This window comes from methane-oxidizing endosymbiont of Gigantopelta aegis (genome assembly GCF_016097405.1).
GTDB lineage: Bacteria > Pseudomonadota > Gammaproteobacteria > Methylococcales > Methylomonadaceae > Methylomarinum.
Genome location: NZ_JAEHGD010000002.1, coordinates 152889 through 170391, shown reverse-complemented (window position 1 = coordinate 170391; position 17503 = coordinate 152889). Strand labels below are relative to the sequence as shown.

18 protein-coding genes and 6 pseudogenes are annotated in these 17503 nt (G+C 43.2%); 2 read left to right on the top strand and 22 right to left on the bottom strand.

Annotated features, from left to right (window positions below; genetic code table 11):
• The first annotated feature begins 210 nt into the window (after nucleotides 1-210).
• A pseudogene (locus JEU20_RS11635) lies at nucleotides 211-932 on the top strand (IS5 family transposase).
• Here the strand turns inward: JEU20_RS11635 and nqrF are convergent.
• The 15 genes and pseudogenes from nqrF to JEU20_RS15635 all read right to left on the bottom strand — a co-directional run bounded on the left by nqrF (nucleotide 925) and on the right by JEU20_RS15635 (nucleotide 10453).
• A pseudogene (gene nqrF / locus JEU20_RS11630) lies at nucleotides 925-2150 on the bottom strand (NADH:ubiquinone reductase (Na(+)-transporting) subunit F). The pseudogenes JEU20_RS11635 and nqrF sit on opposite strands and share 8 nt — an antisense overlap.
• 234 nt (nucleotides 2151-2384) lie before the next feature.
• Nucleotides 2385-2585: a hypothetical protein gene (locus tag JEU20_RS15330; RefSeq protein WP_245395240.1), complete on the bottom strand. Its 201-nt coding sequence runs from the start codon at nucleotides 2583-2585 to the stop codon at nucleotides 2385-2387.
• Entirely contained in the window at nucleotides 2575-2829 is a 255-nt protein-coding gene (locus tag JEU20_RS15325; protein ID WP_245395239.1) for an HD-GYP domain-containing protein, read from the bottom strand. Before JEU20_RS15325 ends, JEU20_RS15330 begins: the two co-directional genes overlap by 11 nt.
• A 318-nt stretch (nucleotides 2830-3147) precedes the next feature.
• A complete protein-coding gene (locus JEU20_RS11620; protein WP_342590522.1) occupies nucleotides 3148-3585 on the bottom strand; it encodes a DUF2231 domain-containing protein in 438 nt (145 codons plus the stop codon).
• Nucleotides 3586-3629: 44 nt separating this feature from the next.
• Nucleotides 3630-4235, bottom strand: a complete 606-nt coding sequence (locus tag JEU20_RS15320; protein ID WP_245395238.1) for a transposase — start codon at nucleotides 4233-4235, stop codon at nucleotides 3630-3632.
• Entirely contained in the window at nucleotides 4159-4659 is a 501-nt protein-coding gene (locus JEU20_RS15315) for a hypothetical protein (protein ID WP_245395237.1), read from the bottom strand. Before JEU20_RS15315 ends, JEU20_RS15320 begins: the two co-directional genes overlap by 77 nt.
• 5 nt (nucleotides 4660-4664) lie before the next feature.
• Nucleotides 4665-4931 carry a hypothetical protein gene (locus JEU20_RS15310; protein WP_245395171.1) on the bottom strand — a complete coding sequence of 89 codons (267 nt, stop codon included), beginning with the start codon at nucleotides 4929-4931 and terminating at the stop codon, nucleotides 4665-4667.
• Between the two features lie 94 nt (nucleotides 4932-5025).
• Nucleotides 5026-5400, bottom strand: coding sequence for a hypothetical protein (locus tag JEU20_RS11610; RefSeq protein ID WP_198246278.1), 375 nt, complete (start codon nucleotides 5398-5400; stop codon nucleotides 5026-5028).
• Between the two features lie 61 nt (nucleotides 5401-5461).
• Nucleotides 5462-5716, bottom strand: coding sequence for a hypothetical protein (locus JEU20_RS11605; protein WP_198246276.1), 255 nt, complete (start codon nucleotides 5714-5716; stop codon nucleotides 5462-5464).
• Between the two features lie 61 nt (nucleotides 5717-5777).
• Entirely contained in the window at nucleotides 5778-6050 is a 273-nt protein-coding gene (locus JEU20_RS11600; protein WP_198246274.1) for a c-type cytochrome, read from the bottom strand.
• A gap of 199 nt (nucleotides 6051-6249) precedes the next feature.
• Nucleotides 6250-7353 (bottom strand): annotated as a pseudogene (locus JEU20_RS11595) (efflux RND transporter permease subunit); the annotation flags it as partial.
• 51 nt (nucleotides 7354-7404) lie between these two features.
• A protein-coding gene (locus tag JEU20_RS11590) for an IS3 family transposase (protein WP_198246272.1) occupies nucleotides 7405-8959 on the bottom strand; the annotation gives its coding sequence in 2 pieces (ribosomal slippage) (nucleotides 7405-7789 and nucleotides 7788-8959; 1557 coding nt in all).
• A 46-nt stretch (nucleotides 8960-9005) separates the two neighbouring features.
• Nucleotides 9006-9928: pseudogene (locus JEU20_RS11585) on the bottom strand (efflux RND transporter periplasmic adaptor subunit); the annotation flags it as partial.
• A gap of 103 nt (nucleotides 9929-10031) precedes the next feature.
• On the bottom strand, nucleotides 10032-10196 hold the full coding sequence (locus JEU20_RS15640; RefSeq protein ID WP_198246270.1) for a hypothetical protein: 165 nt from the start codon (nucleotides 10194-10196) through the stop codon (nucleotides 10032-10034).
• 5 nt (nucleotides 10197-10201) lie between these two features.
• Complete coding sequence (locus JEU20_RS15635; protein ID WP_198246268.1) at nucleotides 10202-10453, bottom strand: hypothetical protein; 252 nt, start codon at nucleotides 10451-10453, stop codon at nucleotides 10202-10204.
• Nucleotides 10454-10527: 74 nt separating this feature from the next.
• Between JEU20_RS15635 and JEU20_RS11570 the strand changes: the two are divergent.
• Nucleotides 10528-12082 (top strand): annotated as a pseudogene (locus JEU20_RS11570) (IS3 family transposase).
• Nucleotides 12083-12225: 143 nt separating this feature from the next.
• Here JEU20_RS11570 and JEU20_RS11565 read toward each other — a convergent pair.
• The 7 genes and pseudogenes from JEU20_RS11565 to JEU20_RS11535 all read right to left on the bottom strand — a co-directional run bounded on the left by JEU20_RS11565 (nucleotide 12226) and on the right by JEU20_RS11535 (nucleotide 17498).
• Nucleotides 12226-13076 (bottom strand): annotated as a pseudogene (locus tag JEU20_RS11565) (DNA-methyltransferase).
• 316 nt (nucleotides 13077-13392) lie between these two features.
• Nucleotides 13393-13890: a phosphatidylglycerophosphatase A family protein gene (locus JEU20_RS11560; protein ID WP_198246266.1), complete on the bottom strand. Its 498-nt coding sequence runs from the start codon at nucleotides 13888-13890 to the stop codon at nucleotides 13393-13395.
• Complete coding sequence (thiL, locus tag JEU20_RS11555) at nucleotides 13874-14806, bottom strand: thiamine-phosphate kinase (protein ID WP_198246264.1); 933 nt, start codon at nucleotides 14804-14806, stop codon at nucleotides 13874-13876. The genes JEU20_RS11560 and thiL overlap by 17 nt, the downstream gene beginning before the upstream one ends.
• Nucleotides 14807-14808: 2 nt before the next feature.
• Nucleotides 14809-15249 (bottom strand): transcription antitermination factor NusB, encoded by a 441-nt coding sequence (gene nusB / locus JEU20_RS11550; RefSeq protein WP_198246262.1) that lies wholly within the window; start codon nucleotides 15247-15249, stop codon nucleotides 14809-14811.
• The gene (gene ribH, locus JEU20_RS11545; RefSeq protein WP_198246260.1) at nucleotides 15249-15716 is read right to left on the bottom strand and encodes a 6,7-dimethyl-8-ribityllumazine synthase; all 468 of its coding nucleotides are present in this window, start codon (nucleotides 15714-15716) and stop codon (nucleotides 15249-15251) included. Before ribH ends, nusB begins: the two co-directional genes overlap by 1 nt.
• Nucleotides 15717-15738: 22 nt before the next feature.
• Nucleotides 15739-16842, bottom strand: coding sequence for a bifunctional 3,4-dihydroxy-2-butanone-4-phosphate synthase/GTP cyclohydrolase II (gene ribBA / locus JEU20_RS11540; protein ID WP_198246258.1), 1104 nt, complete (start codon nucleotides 16840-16842; stop codon nucleotides 15739-15741).
• A complete protein-coding gene (locus JEU20_RS11535) occupies nucleotides 16842-17498 on the bottom strand; it encodes a riboflavin synthase (RefSeq protein WP_198246256.1) in 657 nt (218 codons plus the stop codon). Before JEU20_RS11535 ends, ribBA begins: the two co-directional genes overlap by 1 nt.
• Nucleotides 17499-17503 lie beyond the last annotated feature (5 nt).

Sequence of the window (17503 nt, the reverse complement as noted above, 5' to 3'; positions counted from 1 at the left end):
GTGTGTCCTTGTGTTGACAACAAGAAGAGTTATTTTTCCGCTCATGCTGATGTGCCATATTTAAATGTCCTGTTTTTTAGTTAACTCGATATTTATTCGCCAAATTTATCAAATAGAATATTAGGGGCTGTTGCCGTTTTGAAAATCCCCCTTGAAATTCAATAACTCCGCCACATAGATTGTTTATTTTGACTCAAAAACAAGCAAACTATGCCGCGACAACTGCTTACGGATGAACTTTGGGAGAAACTGAAGATAATTATGTTGAAAATGGGAATTTATGACAAACCTTGTCTTCGAAAAACAGTCGAAGGTATTTTTATCGCTTGCGAGTAGGTTGTCCCTGGAGAGATTTACCCACGGCTTTTGGTAATTGGAATGCGGTATATAAACGATTCAATGACTGGTCTCGTAAAGAAAAACTGATGGGTATTTTTAACGCCTTGGTTGTTGATCCAGACCTGGAATGGGAATTTATTGATGGGAGTATTGTGAAAGCACATCAGCATAGTAGTGGTGCGGCCTGTGAACAAGAAACAGCGATAGGAAATCTGTCGCCGGGAACACCAGTAAAATTCATATGGCCGTTGATGCCTGTGGTCTTCCTATTCATTTCTCAGTGACAGGCGGCGAAGTTCATGACTGTAAAGAAGCACCGAAATTAGTTGCAGAGCTCCCAAAAGGTGACTATATAGTTGCTGACAGAGGCTATGACTAAAGACAAAGGGCTGTTCCTGTTATCCCAAGAAAAAGAATTCAACTCGGGAAATGATGAAATGGATTGGTGTCTCTACAAATATCGCCATCTCGTTGAAAATGTGTTTGCAAGACTTAAGCATTTCAGAGCGATCGCCACGCGATATGACAAACTCAAACGAAATTTTGAAGGCTCTATCGCTCTGGCTTGCGCCTTTTTATGGTTACCTATGTGAAATGGCAACAGCCCCTATTTTCATCGACACCCAAATCATTCAGCATGTCTTGTACGGCGTTGATCATCGGCGGTGGGCCACAAAGATAATATTCACAATCTTCCGGTGCCGGATGCGACTTTAAATAATGCTCATACAATATTTGATGGATAAATCCAGTCGGCCCTTGCCACGCATCTTCCGGTTGGGGATCTGACAGACCTATCGTCCAACTGAAATTCTCATGCTCTTTCGCCAAACGATCGAAATCTTCCCGGTAAAAGACTTCGGCCAAACTACGCGCGCCATACCAATATGAAATCTTACGCTGTGTCTTAAGCCGTTTCAGTTGATCAAAAATATGTGAACGCATTGGCGCCATACCAGAACCACCGCCCACAAAGATCATTTCATTATCAGTATCACGCGCATAAAACTCACCAAAAGGCCCCGAAACTTTAACCTTATCACCTGGTTTCAGACTAAACACATAAGACGACACTTTACCGGGTGGAAGTTCTGGATTTTCTGCCGGCGGTAAGCTAATTCTGACATTCAACATGATAATGCCCTTTTCGTCTGGATAATTGGCCATCGAATAAGCCCGCCGAGTTGATTCGCCTAATGTTACCTGATAACGCCAGAGATTTAATTTATCCCAGACTGGACGAAATTTCTCTGCAATATCAAAATCTTTAAAATTTACCGAACAAGCCGGAGCCTCCAGCAAGATATAGCCCCCTGCTCTAAAATTAAAGGGCCGTCCTGGCGGTAATTCTAAAACAAGTTCTTTAATAAACGTCGCAACGCTACGATTAGATGCTACGACACAAGTCCATTCATTTTTAAGTAACAATTCTGGTGGTATTTCTATTTCAAGATCATTTTTAACTGTAATCTGACACGCCAAACGATAATTCTTTTTATTTGTTCGGGGGTTAACTTAGCCTGTTCTGGCGGCAATACTGATCCTCCGCCGCGCTTGACAATTAATTTGCACTGTCCACACGTACCATTACCGCCACAAGCTGTAGGCAGATAAATCTCCTTTTCGGCCAATGCCTGTAATAGTTTTTCTCCCGTATTCAGCGTAATCACATTATTTTGATTGATGATAATCTTTACCCGGCGTTTTCGCCTAAGCCACAACCGCACGGCTAAAACCATGCTCACCAATACCATTGTGACTACCACAAATACAATGACACCATCAATAAAATCAGGTTGTTCAATTAACATTAAAACCTACCATCACTATGATATTAACGTCTTCTATAAGTAGTCTTTATACATCAAAATAAGTGGTCAGAAACAAATGTGATTGTCTTAGGCAATTTCTTATCTGGTACAGATTAAGCAGCGCAAAAGTGTAGTTTACAATTAACACAATACGACTTTCGCCTAATCACTTACATCAAAATATTACATCTAATTCTCACATCAAATAACATAAAATAAAAATATTAGACAAACTTACATTTCTGGAAATGGTAAGTGACATTTATTGTTTACCATATCTCTTATCACTTTCTCTTCAGATAAAAAAACATCAACCGCTAATGGATCAAATTGAGTCCCTGCCATTTTAATTATTTCTTGTTTAGCAATATCAAATGATTGAGCTTTACGATAAGGCCTATCAGAAGTTATTGCATCTAAAGTATCAATTATCATAAATAACCTTGCACCTAGAGGAATATCGTCTCTTTTTTAAGTTTCTTGGATAACCTGATCCATCATATCTTTCCTCGTGACAATAAATAATTTGTGCTGCACTTTCCATATTAGGAATCTGAGAAATCAGTTCAAAGCCTTTCTCCGGGTGCATTTTCATCTTTTTCCATTGTTCATCAGTTAATGGTCCAGGCTTTAATAAGATATCATCAGAAACACCTATTTTACCTATATCATGTAACAACGCCCCCAATATATTTGCTGCAATTCCATTTTATTGCTAATTAACTGACGCGCTAATACTAATGTGTGGCAAGCCACCCTCTTAGAATGCATACCTGTTTCATGTTCGCGTAAATCTAAAGCACTAACTAGAACTTCAGCAAAAACAGTATTAGTATTACTCTGTTCAATATACATTTTTGCGCTTCAAAAGAACAATTTTCACAACAAAATGTTTTATTCCCTACAATATAAGGCTGGTGAAGTATTTTATTACCGCATTTAAAGCAAATCATTAAACTAAATCATATAAAAATATTAACTCAATATATTATTAATCTCAATGCTGATGAGGAACATTATCGTGTCCATGAGAATGCACCGATTTTGTATGAGAATGACTAGTATCGCTTAAATTATTTTTCTTTTTATCAGATGTACCTGTATGTGAATGAATAGCCTCTGAAGAATGATTGTGTTTATTCATAGGTGTCGGCTGCATAGATTCCGTCCTAGAGGAATGTATATGATCATGCTCACTTTCATTTTGAATATCACCGATCTTATCATTATTAACCGAATTGGCTTCATCAAAATTATGACTATGATTATGTCCATCAGCTCCTTCTGACACGACCGGTAATGACTTAACTCCCAAGCCATAACGATAAACAGCTTCGGCACCTAACCAACCCGTAAACATTAACATCCCGGCAGCAACCAGAGAAAACAACATAAAAAATGCCGTCGGATAAGTTTTCCTCTTGGATAAAACGATAGCCCATACCCCATAAGCGCCAACTTAAGCCCCCAACCACTTGATTAAACACGACTTACGCCCAGCTCTCTGCATTGTCGAATCATTCCCAAAATCGGTTCAGGTAGACTCTGCAACGAACGTTTTCTCGGGCGTTCGCTAACGCTTTTCAAATAATCACGCTGAAAGCGTTCTTGCTTCGGAAAACAGGCGTTCAATCCTGATTTAATGTCCTCAGCAATCGTTTTATACAAACGCCAGGGTGTCAATGCACGCGGCCCATCCATTTTCGTCAAGGCCTTGGTAAAACACCGCTGCGCGATCTTTTCCGTAACCACCGCATACAGAAGTTTGCCCTGTAAATACAATTCGGCCAATTGACTGTCTTTACGGGCACGTAATTGATTGATCGCCAACAGGCTTTTCAGCCGTTTGATCACCAATTCCACCTGCCAGCGTACACGATAGAGCGCGGCAGCCGTTTCGGTGCTGAGCAACTCGACCGGCACGGACGTTAAAATTAAGACCCATTCACTGAGATAGAGCGTTTTTTCCTGGGCTGTACGTCCTTTGTTCTGCGCTCTGAGTTTCGCTTTACGCCAGGCTTGCGCCGCTTTTTTCGGCAGGTAACGGAACCGCATGTACCGTGCAGGCGATTCGTTTAGTATCATGGCACAAATAAACCGGAATAGCCCCCGCTTGTTTCCCGAGACGTTGTAATTTCGTTTCCCAGTCAATTTTTATCATTTTGCCGTGCTCGTCAAGCTCGTATAAATTCATGCTGTGTGCGTTATAGCGCAGCACAATATCGCCACCTCGGTCAATAAAAGGCACCAACGACTTCGGTTGATTGTAGCCACGATCAATCAACACGACATCGCCCGATTCCAGCACATAATGGTCAAGGCTTTCGCCAATCTTGTCCGTACTGACTTCAACCTGGCGCAATGTCAGTGAAATCAAATCTATCGCGATATGTAGCCGATACGTGGTTTCTGTCGCACCGGGTTCCTGCACGGTCGAGCCATCAATAATAACGAAGCTTAATGAACCACTGTCAACCACCTGATGCAACCCAAATACGCCCGATAGCAAGGATTTTACCCAAGGAACGCAGGCCGCCAGTCTTTTTTTACCGCCGTATCACTCAGGTAGCCCTGTAAGTGAGCCACCTCGCCGGCGCAACTCCGCAAGGAGAAATCCAGACCACAGTAGAGCATCACCAACTGTAACAGTTGTAAGGGCGAACGGATCTTGCGCGCACGCGTGAAGGCTTTAAATTCATAGGCTTGTTGTTGATAATCTTCTGGAAGTTCTTGCACAAATTGTTCAAAACGAGTATCTATGTGAGGTGGCTGCTTTTTCATAGGGTTTTCACTTTTGTCGGCAAAAGACTCTATGTGGTGGCCACACCTTTATTTTTCAACACGTAATCAATGATTTAATGGCTTAAGTTGGCGCTTATGTCCTATCGGCACCCCCTCTTATCTGAATACCTAATTGGGAATTAGCTTGTAAAGGGTTAGTCTCGATCATTGTGATCGGTCTATCCGGTAGTTTATTAATCCATGCCGGATGCAATCTTTCCATAAAAAAATTGCTCGGATTAAGAAACTTCCCTACTCCTATTGTCAGGTAATCATTTAATAGATAGGATAACTGAGCAAACTCTAATGATACTTCTGTTACGTTATCTTCAAATTCAAACTCAATTTCCGCTTCAAATAACAAATCTTCCCTTAATCGCCAAAGAAATATTGGGTTAAATCCTGCATTAAAAGAAGAATTAGTTCGTTGAGAATCGTTGTAACCTGCAAAGCCATACCCTGTTAACAAAAAGCCAGTAGTCCCATCTTTCTGTTTTTTACTTTCTTCTTTTAAGTCATTAACAGTCTTTTTAGCTGGGCAATTTCTGATGCTGTATTCTGCTGTTCTTTATCTTTAAACGTTTTCGCCTGTTGACGCTTTTGTCCTCCTTTTTCATTAGAAACTGAACTTGTTTTCTTAACTCTTCCATTTCCCTTTTTAATTGATCATATTGCTCTCTAGAAACATATTGATCTTTATTTTTAACTTCATCTGCATAAGCTACTCTCCCAGTCATTGGGAAAACAATACTGATGCAGGTGAGTACAGATAATAGTCTTTTCATCACTCACCTCGCGTTAGCCAACATAAATATTGAATATCGAAGAAAACAAGAAATTATTGACTTATTCATTAGTGAATTTTTCACGCATATATTTCAATACTTCAATGATCTCTTGTTCTGTTAGGTTTGGATTACCTCCTTTCGCTGGCATGGCTAATGGACTTTTTGGTGTTTTTAGTCCATTTTTGACATGTTTAATATGACGAAATAATTCACTATCCGAGTCACGCCCCCTTTTGAAACCCGCAACTTGAGTTAAATCAGGAATACCGGATATAGACCCAGTTCCATCACTGCCATGGCATGCTGCACAATTGGCCTCATAAATCTCCATCCCTTTTATATTTTTAATATCTAATGTTGACGATGTACTTACAGATGTTTTTTATTTTCTGTACATGCGGCCAATATCAGCATTGATAAAATAAATACTTTATACATTTCTTACCCCTTAAATTACATTTTGTCGGTGATGACTGTGCCACACCAGTTTGTATCAACTAAACGTAGACACAGTCATCTATTTCAAGCCCTTAATGGGTGGAATGGCTTGTATTCAGCGCCTGCCTTTTCCGCCATTCCTGGAGCTGTAACACCAAACTGTAAATGACAGGGAAAACCAGCAAGGTCAACAATAACACCGTAAACATACCCCCTAGCACAGGTGCAGCAATCCGTTGCGTTACATCCGCACCGGTACCGGTACTCCACATAATGGGTACCAATCCAATCATGGTGGAAAAGGCGGTAATGGCAACGGGCCGAACGCGCAAAGCGGTTGCTGATTCAACAGCCTCTTTAATTTCTAACGAGGATAAAAGCCGTTGTTTGCGCTCTCGTAATTTAGCAATTTCTATATCAATAAAATTGAGCACCATAACGCCTGTTTCCGCCGCCGTACCTGCCAGGGCGATAAAGCCGACATAAACAGCTACGGATAAATTAAAGCCATAGACATAAACTATCCAGATTCCTCCAATCAATCCAAAAGGTACGCTTAACATCACAATAACGGGCTCTGTCATGTTGCCAAAGGTCAGATAGAGTAAAAAGAAAATGACCATCAAGGTAATCGGCACGACTATTTTCAAACGCTTGGCGGCTCGTTCCATGTACTCAAACTGACCTGACCAAGTAACGGTATAACCCACCGGAATATCAACTTGTTCTTCCAATACCTGTTTGGCTTTGGCCACAAATCCACCAATATCGGATGTACTGATATCTACATAAATCCAGGCATTGGGTCTGGCGTCTTCACTTTTAATCGACGGTGGTCCTCTTCGTAATTCCAGCTTGGCGACCATCGTAATCGGAATCTGCGCACCCAGCGGCGTGGGAATCAAAACCCGGCTCAGGCTTTCCATGTCATCACGCAGTTCACGCGGATAGCGCAGATTAACCGGGTAACGTTCCAATCCTTCTACCGTTTCGGTGATATTCATGCCGCCTATAGCGCTTTGTATCACATCCTGCACATCACCGACTGTCAAACCGTATCGAGAAGCTTTTTCCCGGTCGATATCAAAATCCAGATAATAACCGCCGACAGTACGATCCCCAAAGGCTGATATTGTTTCCGGCAGGGTTTTCATCGCCATTTCAATTTGTTTTGAAACACGTTGTAAAACCGCTAAATGTCAACCAACCTGTCGCATTTTTTGCAATAATTTACGAAATGAATTTTATTAAGCTGCTTGACATTCTGTTGTGTTGAAATTTTCCTTATCCGGATTAAGATAAACATGGCCAATGGGCGTTAAATTTCGTGTTTGTCGTCCATTCCATCGCTCTGGATTGTCTCTTTTTGCTTGCTCGATGACTCGTTTTCTTTTTTCGAGTACGGCGCTGTCTAAGCCGTTATGGCGTTGGTTGGGTGTTACAAACTTGAGCGCACTGTGTTGATGTTCATTGTTGAACCAACAAACGAAAGCTTCAACCCAGTTCCTGGCTTCGCTTAATGTTTTAAAAGGGTTTTCTGGAAAGGTATGATGATATTTGACTGTTTTAAATAACGATTCTGAATAAGGATTATCATTACTGACACGAGGTGCTGAACGACGTGGCAATGTCTAAATCGACCAATTTGGCCCTTAATGTTGCGCCTTTCATCGGACTGCCGTTGTCAGAATGTATCACCAATTGCTTTTTGTCGATGTTTTCCCGGCGAGCGATATCTTCGATCAAATCAGCAGCGTGTGCGCTTGATTCGGCATCATGAACTTGCCAGCCTACGATTTTCCGACTATAGATGTCCATCACCATGTAGAGGTAAAAATACTGCCCTTTGACGGGGCTTAATAAATACGTAATATCCCACGAGTAGATTTGATTGGCCTGTGTGGCTTTGAGTGACTGCGGTTTATTATGCTGACCTGCGGCTCCTTTAGCTCTGTGCTTAAGCTGGTTGTGGGCTTTCATGACACGATAAAAGGTTGATTCTGATGCGAGATAGCAGCCCAAATCCAATAACCTCGGAACGATTTGATGCGGCGTTAAAGCGCTGTATTCCGGTTTATTAATCACGGTGATGATTTCTTGCTTGATGGCCTCGGATAATTGATTGTGCACAGGCGCTGTATTGTGCAGTCGTAGGTCTTCTGAGAGTCCTTCTCCCCGGTTCCAACGCTGATAGGTTCGAGCTGATATACCCACCAGTTCACAGGCTAATTTCTGCCGCGCTCCATTGTCAACGGCTTCATCAATGAGTGCGCTGTAGTGTTGGCGATCTGAGTAGGCGATTAATCGGCCGCCTTTTCCCCCAGATCGCTTGGCACTTTTTGATAACACCAGTAAAGCCGCTGTTTCTGATAACGCTTTCTCTTTGCGGTTTAGCTCCTTATGCAAACGCTTGTTTTCTTGTTTGAGTTTTGTTTGCGCCTGTTTATATACGGATTCTGTTGATTTAGATTCTGACAAAAATTCCGCTTTCCAGGTATTTAGATGATGTAAGTAGATGCCTTGTTCACGACAATAGGCGCTAGCCTGATCATCGGTGAGATGATGACAATGAACAATGGCTTCAAAACGTTCTACTGTATTCCAATCTTGAGGGCTTTTTTCTTTTGACATGTTTGACTCTGTTTTTTCGAGTTGATTTTTCTTAGCTAACCGAATCCATTTTTGAAGTGTGGAGTAACCCACACCTAAAGTAACTGCAATTTGCTTTAGCGATTGTTCTGGTCTTCTGGATAATGCTTTTTCTACTGATTGTACTTTAAATTCTTGGCTAAATACGCTCATTTTTGTCTCCTGATTTAAAATTTCCTAGGCGACAGGTATGTTGACATAGGGGGCCTTTGAATGTCTTCCCGGGCACCCCGGCCAGTTGCATTTCAACCGGATCATTCGGCCTGACCCAAGGAAGTTCATATTCATAAATATCGGCATACACCCAAACCTTATGCAGATCAGCAATCATATAAAGTTCGGTCGCAGGCGTGACATATTGCCCTTCCCGCACACCGATATTCATGACAATGCCACTGGCAGGCGTATGAATATGCAAGCTTTTCTTGATTTTACGGGTACGTTCCAATTCTCTGATTTGATGCAAGGGGACATCGAGCAACAGCAATCTTTCCCGAGAACTTTTCACCAATTCTTCAGCCCCTCGCCGAATATCGGCAACCGGACTTTTTCCAAAGCTTTCAAATTATTAAGTGCCAATAAATATTCCTGCTGACTGGTCACCAGTTGAGGCGAATAAATACTCAACAATTCGGTATTTTCCTTGACCCACTGACCAGTTTTATCGACAAACAGTTTTTCCACCCAGCCTTCGATTTTAGGATGCAAGCGAACCAGCATCTCCTCATCATAATCTACCCGACCGACAGCGCGAACCGTCCGGGACAATACATCTCGCACCGCTTTGGTGGTTCTGACAGCAATTTGCTGCTGAACAGTGCCATCAATCTTGACAGTGCCGGAAGGCTCATCAGCCGATTGATCGTCATCAGCATAAACCGGCACATAATCCATACCCATCGCATCTTTTGCTGGGACGGGTGAGGTCACAGAAGGATTCATTGGACTGCGATAGAACAGAATTTTGCGCTGTTTTGGTTTTTTCTCTTCGGCATAAACCGGCACATAGTCCATGCCCATAGAATCTTTAGCTGGCACCGGCGAAGTCACTGAGGGATTCATCGGGTTGCGGTAAAACAAAATTTTACGTTCTGTTGCCTTCTCCTTAGTATCTTCAGGCATATTCTTATGCCCAATGGGATAAGGTTCATTCTGAAGTATGCCATCCAGCCAGCTCCCTAAACCAAATCCCACCAACAGCATCACAACAGCAATGACTATCGACTTATTCATAAATATCTTCCTTGCCAATCATGGCGGTCAATTGAGCCAATGCCTGATTGGCTTCCGTTAAAACTTTCCAGTATTGGATTTCATAGTTGTACAAAGTGATCTGGCTTCGAACCAGATTCAGAAAATCGACCTTATCCACTTGATAGCCTGACAGCATTGACGCTACCGTTTGTCTAGCTTGTGGAATGATGCCGCTATTGAACAGTACGGTTTGGTTTTTGAACGCCGAAAATCACTGACGGCTCTGGAAATGTCTTCACGTACTTGGTTCCACTCATCCTGCAAGGCATATTTGCGCTGAATCAGTTCCTGTCTTCGCTGCGACAACGCTTTATCTTGCTTGGTGGAAAAATACAGTGGTACCGTCATGCTTAGTCGCATCGACATAAAATCTGCCCGTTCTTGTCCAGTCACGGTATTGTCCCGACCGCCGTAACCCCTATGTCAACATACCTGTCGCCTAGGAAATTTTAAATCAGGAGACAAAAATGAGCGTATTTAGCCAAGAATTTAAAGTACAATCAGTAGAAAAGCATTATCCAGAAGACCAGAACAATCGCTAAAGCAAATTGCAGTTACTTTAGGTGTGGGTTACTCCACACTTCAAAAATGGATTCGGTTAGCTAAGAAAAATCAACTCGAAAAACAGAGTCAAACATGTCAAAAGAAAAAAGCCCTCAAGATTGGAATACAGTAGAACGTTTTGAAGCCATTGTTCATTGTCATCATCTCACCGATGATCAGGCTAGCGCCTATTGTCGTGAACAAGGCATCTACTTACATCATCTAAATACCTGGAAAGCGGAATTTTTGTCAGAATCTAAATCAACAGAATCCGTATATAAACAGGCGCAAACAAAACTCAAACAAGAAAACAAGCGTTTGCATAAGGAGCTAAACCGCAAAGAGAAAGCGTTATCAGAAACAGCGGCTTTACTGGTGTTATCAAAAAAGTGCCAAGCGATCTGGGGGAAAAGGCGGCCGATTAATCGCCTACTCAGATCGCCAACACTACAGCGCACTCATTGATGAAGCCGTTGACAATGGAGCGCGGCAGAAATTAGCCTGTGAACTGGTGGGTATATCAGCTCGAACCTATCAGCGTTGGAACCGGGGAGAAGGACTCTCAGAAGACCTACGACTGCACAATACAGCGCCTGTGCACAATCAATTATCCGAGGCCATCAAGCAAGAAATCATCACCGTGATTAATAAACCGGAATACAGCGCTTTAACGCCGCATCAAATCGTTCCGAGGTTATTGGATTTGGGCTGCTATCTCGCATCAGAATCAACCTTTATCGTGTCATGAAAGCCCACAACCAGCTTAAGCACAGAGCTAAAGGAGCCGCAGGTCAGCATAATAAACCGCAGTCACTCAAAGCCACACAGGCCAATCAAATCTACTCGTGGGATATTACGTATTTATTAAGCCCCGTCAAAGGGCAGTATTTTTACCTCTACATGGTGATGGACATCTATAGTCGGAAAATCGTAGGCTGGCAAGTTCATGATGCCGAATCAAGCGCACACGCTGCTGATTTGATCGAAGATATCGCTCGCCGGGAAAACATCGACAAAAAGCAATTGGTGATACATTCTGACAACGGCAGTCCGATGAAAGGCGCAACATTAAGGGCCAAATTGGTCGATTTAGACATTGCCACGTCGTTCAGCAGACCTCGTGTCAGTAATGATAATCCTTATTCAGAATCGTTATTTAAAACAGTCAAATATCATCATACCTTTCCAGAAAACCCTTTTAAAACATTAAGCGAAGCCAGGAACTGGGTTGAAGCTTTCGTTTGTTGGTTCAACAATGAACATCAACACAGTGCGCTCAAGTTTGTAACACCCAACCAACGCCATAACGGCTTAGACAGCGCCGTACTCGAAAAAAGAAAACGAGTCATCGAGCAAGCAAAAAGAGACAATCCAGAGCGATGGAATGGACGACAAACACGAAATTTAACGCCCATTGGCCATGTTTATCTTAATCCGGATAAGGAAAATTTCAACACAACAGAATGTCAAGCAGCTTAATAAAATTCATTTCGTAAATTATTGCAAAAAATGCGACAGGTTGGTTGACATTTAGCGCTCCATACTCATTTGCCAATTGATGAAGTTCTTTACCCACTAATTGCTGTAATTTTTGTACTGCCTCTGTTCGTTCCATGTTTATCCTACGGTAATATGTCGTAATAAGCGTTATTTTCACTCACCTGTAAAACTTTTACATTTGATTTATTTTTTTCTAATACATCTGAAAGTCTTGGAATAGCAAGTTTATCTAAATATTCTTTCTCAGAATCAATACCTATAAATTTACGCTGATATTTTAAAGCAGAAACACCCGTGGTTGCACTTCCACAAAATGGGTCAAGAATAATATCACCCTCATTAGATGACGCGATAATTATTCTATCTAATAATGACTCTGGTTTTTGTGTAGGATGTTTACCGTATTTTTTTTCTCTCCATTTTTGGTGTTCCTATTGCCCAGATACTACGCATTTGTTTCTCTGGTTTTTTATTACATCATTAGGAAAGTCACCAAACTTCATAGCTTCGTAGTTAAAAGTATGTTTGGCTTTTTAGTTTTTTTTACCCAAAGCAAGGTTTCATGACTCGCTGTAAACATGCGGCATGATAAATTAGGAGCAGCATTTGGTTTATACCAACAAATATCATTTATAATATGCCAACCTTGCTTCTGCAAAGCATAACCACAAACATAAATAGAATGATATGTACCAGAAATCCATAATGAACCATTTGGTTTTAAAACGCGATTGCAAGCCTCTATCCAAGAATAATGAAACTTTAAATCTGAATCAATTCCTTGACTTTTATCCCACTTTCCTTTATTTACGCTTACCCTTTTTCCTGCATGGCAAGTAAAACCATCATTTGATAGGTTATAAGGTGGATCAGCGAAAATAAGATCAATACTCTCATCTGGCAGTTGGTTTAGGGCTTTGATTGCATCGCCGAGATACAATCTAACCTTGTTTTTTTTAAAGTATGCTTCCAATGTAACAGTTCCTCATTGTTAGGTAGTAAGACTTTCCTATTTTAACACTTAAAACAATTTGATCATGTCAGGAAAAAATCTAACATAATTATTATCAAGCAACCATTCCTGCATATTCGACGGTATTCACAGTACATTCAGGAAAAATTGCCCGGTTAAAAAATTATCCTGTCTATAATCCCTGATATTCGATATTATCTGTCGCGGAATCAAATCCGACTCTAGTTAGCACCTTAAATTATCTTTTTCATCCATGTTAACTCAGATGTTTAAAACAACATTACCTGGCAAAACACATGGCCCCGTGCGGCTTCGGTCAGAAAAATATCATTAACAACATACCCGCCAAAACTCCAGCCAACACATCGTCGAGCATAATACCCAAGCCACCCTGAACTTTGCGGTCAATCCATTTAATCGGCCACGGCTTAAGAATATCCAGTATCCGAAACAAAACAAATCCGATAACGATATTCTGCCCGCTGAAAGGTATCCACCACAGGGTGATCAATAGACCAGCCACTTCATCCCAAACGATACCGCCAAAATCATGGCAGTCTAGTTTTTGCGCGGCCTGCTCACAAATCCAGATACCAGACAAGATGACTATTACAGTCAAGATGCTGTAGGCGACAAAGCCGGCCTGATAAAACACCCAATAGAGCGGAATGGCAGCCAGGGTTCCCAGAGTCCCGGGCATATATTTTGACAAGCCGGAACCAAAGCCAAAAGCCAGAAACAAAACCGGATCAGTCATAATTTGCTTGGCCGAGAGCCGGGCCTGGCCGTAATTCTTTTTAAGAAAAATGTTCATAACCTTTTGCCTGAATCGTTTGAGCTTTGCCTTGCCTGTTAATCCGAAGACCGGGTTGCGCTTCGATCACACCAATCCGCGTGTAATCTGTGGTTAATTGATGCTGTTTTTCTGGAGGAACGGTAAAACAAAGCTGATAATCATCACCACCTGAAATAGGTAGTTGCCAATCACCCGTTTGTTCAATATAGTCCCGAACCGAGGCACTCAAGGGGATTTGTTCCCAATCAAGACAGGCGCCGACATTACTTTTAGCCAGAATATGGCCGAGATCCTGGGCCAGGCCATCGGAAATATCAATACAGGCACTGGCAATTCCGCGTAAGGCTAGGCCGTGTTTCAGCTGCGGTTCTGGACAATGAAAACGCTGCAGTGCCATTTCTGGCAGAATGCTTTGATAGCCTTGGGCAATTTTCAGCCCCAATCCGCCACCCCCCAATGTGCCGGTCACATAAATCAGGTCACCCGGCTGCGCACCATCGCGCCGCAAGGCCAAACCTTCCGGCACAATACCCATGGCCTGGAGGGTCAGTGTCAATGGGCCGGATGTGGTATCGCCACCGATTAAATCTACTGAGTAGCGTTCCGCCAACTGGCGCAAGCCTGCACTAAAATCAGCCAGCCAGTCTTCATCGACACGGGGCAAGGTCAGTGCCAATGTGACGGCAAAAGGCTCCGCCCCCATGCTAGCCAGGTCGCTTAAATTAACTGCCAGTAATTTATGACCCAAAAATGCGGGTTTAACGGTTTCAAAAAAATGCACGCCCGCAACCATCGTGTCGGTTGTGACCGCCAGTTCATGACCTGCCGGCACACAACACAAGGCACAATCATCACCGACGCTAAGTCGATTGAGCTTGTGCTTTGCAGGCCAATCAAAAAAACGCGCTATCAGATCGAATTCCGCCGCGCTCAAGACTATTTCCGCTTTTGTTGCCGAGCTTTAATTTCAGCCGCCCGCGTTTTCTGGCTAACTTTATCCAAAATGCCATTGACATATTTATGGCTGCCTTCTGCACCAAAGGCTTTAGCCAGTTCTACGCCTTCGTTGATGATCACGCGGTATGGCGTATCCAGCCGCTTAATCAGCTCGTAAGTGCCGAGACGTAAAATGGCCCGCTCCACAGGGTCAAGCTTTTCCACCGGCCGATCGACAAACTCTGCCAAGGTTTTATCAATGACATCTAGCTCTGCTGGTATGCCATGAAATAAATCATAAAAATAACTTTTTTGCGCACCTTTTAAAAATTCCTGCTCGATAAAATAGTCATGAATCCGGCTTAAACTATCCCCCGAGACCTGCCATTGATACAGGGCTTGCACAGCACATTCCCGCGCTTTACTTTTTGAAGAACTCATCAGGCACTCAGGTTGTTAAACAAGCTGACCATCTCAACCGCTGACAATGCCGCTTCTGCGCCTTTATTGCCCGCCTTAGTCCCCGCGCGTTCGATCGCCTGCTCGATGCTATCAACGGTTAATACACCAAATGACACCGGCACATCATATTTCAAAGAGACATTGGCAATACCTTTGACGCATTCGCCGGCGACATATTCGAAATGTGGCGTTCCGCCCCGAATGACGGCACCGAGTGCGATAATCGCATCAAATTGTTTTTGTGCGGCGATTCGTTGAACCACCATCGGTAATTCAAATGCACCCGGCGCCTTAACTAAAGTAATATCATCCCGACTTGCGCCATGTCGAACTAATGCATCGATCGCTCCTGATTCCAGTTGCTCCACGATAAAGCTATTAAAGCGTGAAGAAACCAAACAAAATTTGCCGCCTGCGGCGGATAAATTGCCTTCTATTATGTTCATAGTGTTCTCTTTAAGTTATATGTTATTCAGTATGCTCAACCACTTCCAGGTCGAAGCCTGCCAGACCTTTGTATTTTTTATGTGCGCCCATGACTTTAAGGCGCCGAACGCCTAAATCTGCCAGAATCCGGGAGCCGGTGCCGGTCGTGCGCCAGTGCCCTTCTTCGCTGTTCTCATGCGGAATTTGTACGCCATTATCTTCCATTTGATAACGGTGAATTTGTTCCACCAATACTTTATTGGTTTCACTCGGCCGGATTACTACCAAAACGCCCTTGCCTTCTTCAGAAATTTTCCGCATCGCTTCCCGAATAGGCAAATGACTGCTCGAACGTTTGGAAAAAAACACATCATCTAATACATTACGCGCATGAACACGCACCAATACCGGCTCATCGCCGGCGACATCGCCCATCACCAGAGCCAAATGAACATTGTTGTCATTTCTGTCCTGATAGGCATAAAGGGTGAAATCACCAAATTCAGTGGGGTAGCGGCATTGACTGATACGCTCTAGCGTATTTTCGTGCTGAATCCGGTATTGAATCAAATCGGCGATGGTGCCAATTTTGAGCTGATGCCGTTTGGCAAAGACTTCCAGCTCAGGCCGCCTTGCCATACTGCCATCTTCATTCAGAATTTCAACAATCACCGCCGCAGGCTCTTGACCGGCCAAGCGCGCTAAATCGCAACCGGCTTCGGTGTGGCCTGCGCGATGCAAAACACCACCGGGCTGCGCCATCAACGGAAAAATATGTCCCGGTTGAACCAAGTCATCCGGTTTAGCATCTTTAGCCACGGCCTTTTGAATGGTCAATGCTCTGTCCGCCGCCGAAATTCCGGTCGTAACACCTTCGGCGGCCTCTATGGAAACGGTAAAATTTGTTGAATGTACGGCCTGATTGTCATTGACCATCAGCGGCAATCGCAATTGCTGGCAGCGTTCGGGCGTCAATGTCAGGCAAATCAGGCCACGCCCATAGCGTGCCATAAAGTTGATATCTTCAGGCCGCACAAACGAGGCCGCCATAACCAAATCACCTTCATTTTCCCGGTCTTCATCGTCCATGATAATGACCATGCGGCCATGACGCAGGTCTTCAATAATTTCTTCAGTACTGTTCATTAACGATAAAATCCAGAGTTTTGTAAAAGTTCTTCGGTAATGCCACCATTCGGTTTAGCCGCCGCCTCACCCTGCATCAATCGCTCCATATAACGCGCCAGCAAATCGACTTCTAAGTTGACGACATCACCAACTTCAGTCGTACCTAGCGTTGTTTTCTGCAAGGTATGCGGAACGATATTGACATCAAATACAGCACCATCAACCGTATTGACGGTCAGACTGATACCATTGATGCAAATCGAACCTTTTTCGGCAATATAACGAGCCAGATTATCCGGTGCTTTAAAACGAAATCGAATCGAACGTCCGTCCGGCTTTTTATCGATCACCTTGCCAAGTCCATCAACATGACCGCTGACAATATGTCCACCTAAGCGAGTCGTCGGTGTCAAGGCCAATTCCAGATTGACGGCCATGCCGATACCGGCATCTTTTAGCGTTGTTCGGGCCAGGGTTTCATTGGATACATCGGCACAAAAATAATCTGCGCCAAGTTCTATGGCTGTCAAACACACGCCATTGACAGCAATACTGTCGCCAAGATTTGCGTCCTGCAGCGGTAGTGTGCCGGTGTTGAGGGTTAAACGACAATCGCCACCTTTCGTTTGAATGGCGGCAATATGTCCAACCGCCTGAATGATTCCAGTAAACATGCTAT

Coding starts and splice junctions, on each gene's coding strand:
- JEU20_RS11560 (WP_198246266.1), bottom strand. CDS start 13,890: ATGAACATTTTTCTTAAAAAGAATTACGGCCAGGCCCGGCTCTCGGCC.
- JEU20_RS15330 (WP_245395240.1), bottom strand. CDS start 2,585: ATGATAATTGATACTTTAGATGCAATAACTTCTGATAGGCCTTATCGT.
- JEU20_RS11600 (WP_198246274.1), bottom strand. CDS start 6,050: ATGGAGATTTATGAGGCCAATTGTGCAGCATGCCATGGCAGTGATGGA.
- ribH (WP_198246260.1), bottom strand. CDS start 15,716: ATGAACATAATAGAAGGCAATTTATCCGCCGCAGGCGGCAAATTTTGT.
- JEU20_RS15320 (WP_245395238.1), bottom strand. CDS start 4,235: ATGATACTAAACGAATCGCCTGCACGGTACATGCGGTTCCGTTACCTG.
- nusB (WP_198246262.1), bottom strand. CDS start 15,249: ATGAGTTCTTCAAAAAGTAAAGCGCGGGAATGTGCTGTGCAAGCCCTG.
- JEU20_RS11535 (WP_198246256.1), bottom strand. CDS start 17,498: ATGTTTACTGGAATCATTCAGGCGGTTGGACATATTGCCGCCATTCAA.
- JEU20_RS11605 (WP_198246276.1), bottom strand. CDS start 5,716: ATGAAAAGACTATTATCTGTACTCACCTGCATCAGTATTGTTTTCCCA.
- ribBA (WP_198246258.1), bottom strand. CDS start 16,842: ATGAACAGTACTGAAGAAATTATTGAAGACCTGCGTCATGGCCGCATG.
- JEU20_RS15640 (WP_198246270.1), bottom strand. CDS start 10,196: ATGCTGTCAGGCTATCAAGTGGATAAGGTCGATTTTCTGAATCTGGTT.
- JEU20_RS15310 (WP_245395171.1), bottom strand. CDS start 4,931: ATGAAAAAGCAGCCACCTCACATAGATACTCGTTTTGAACAATTTGTG.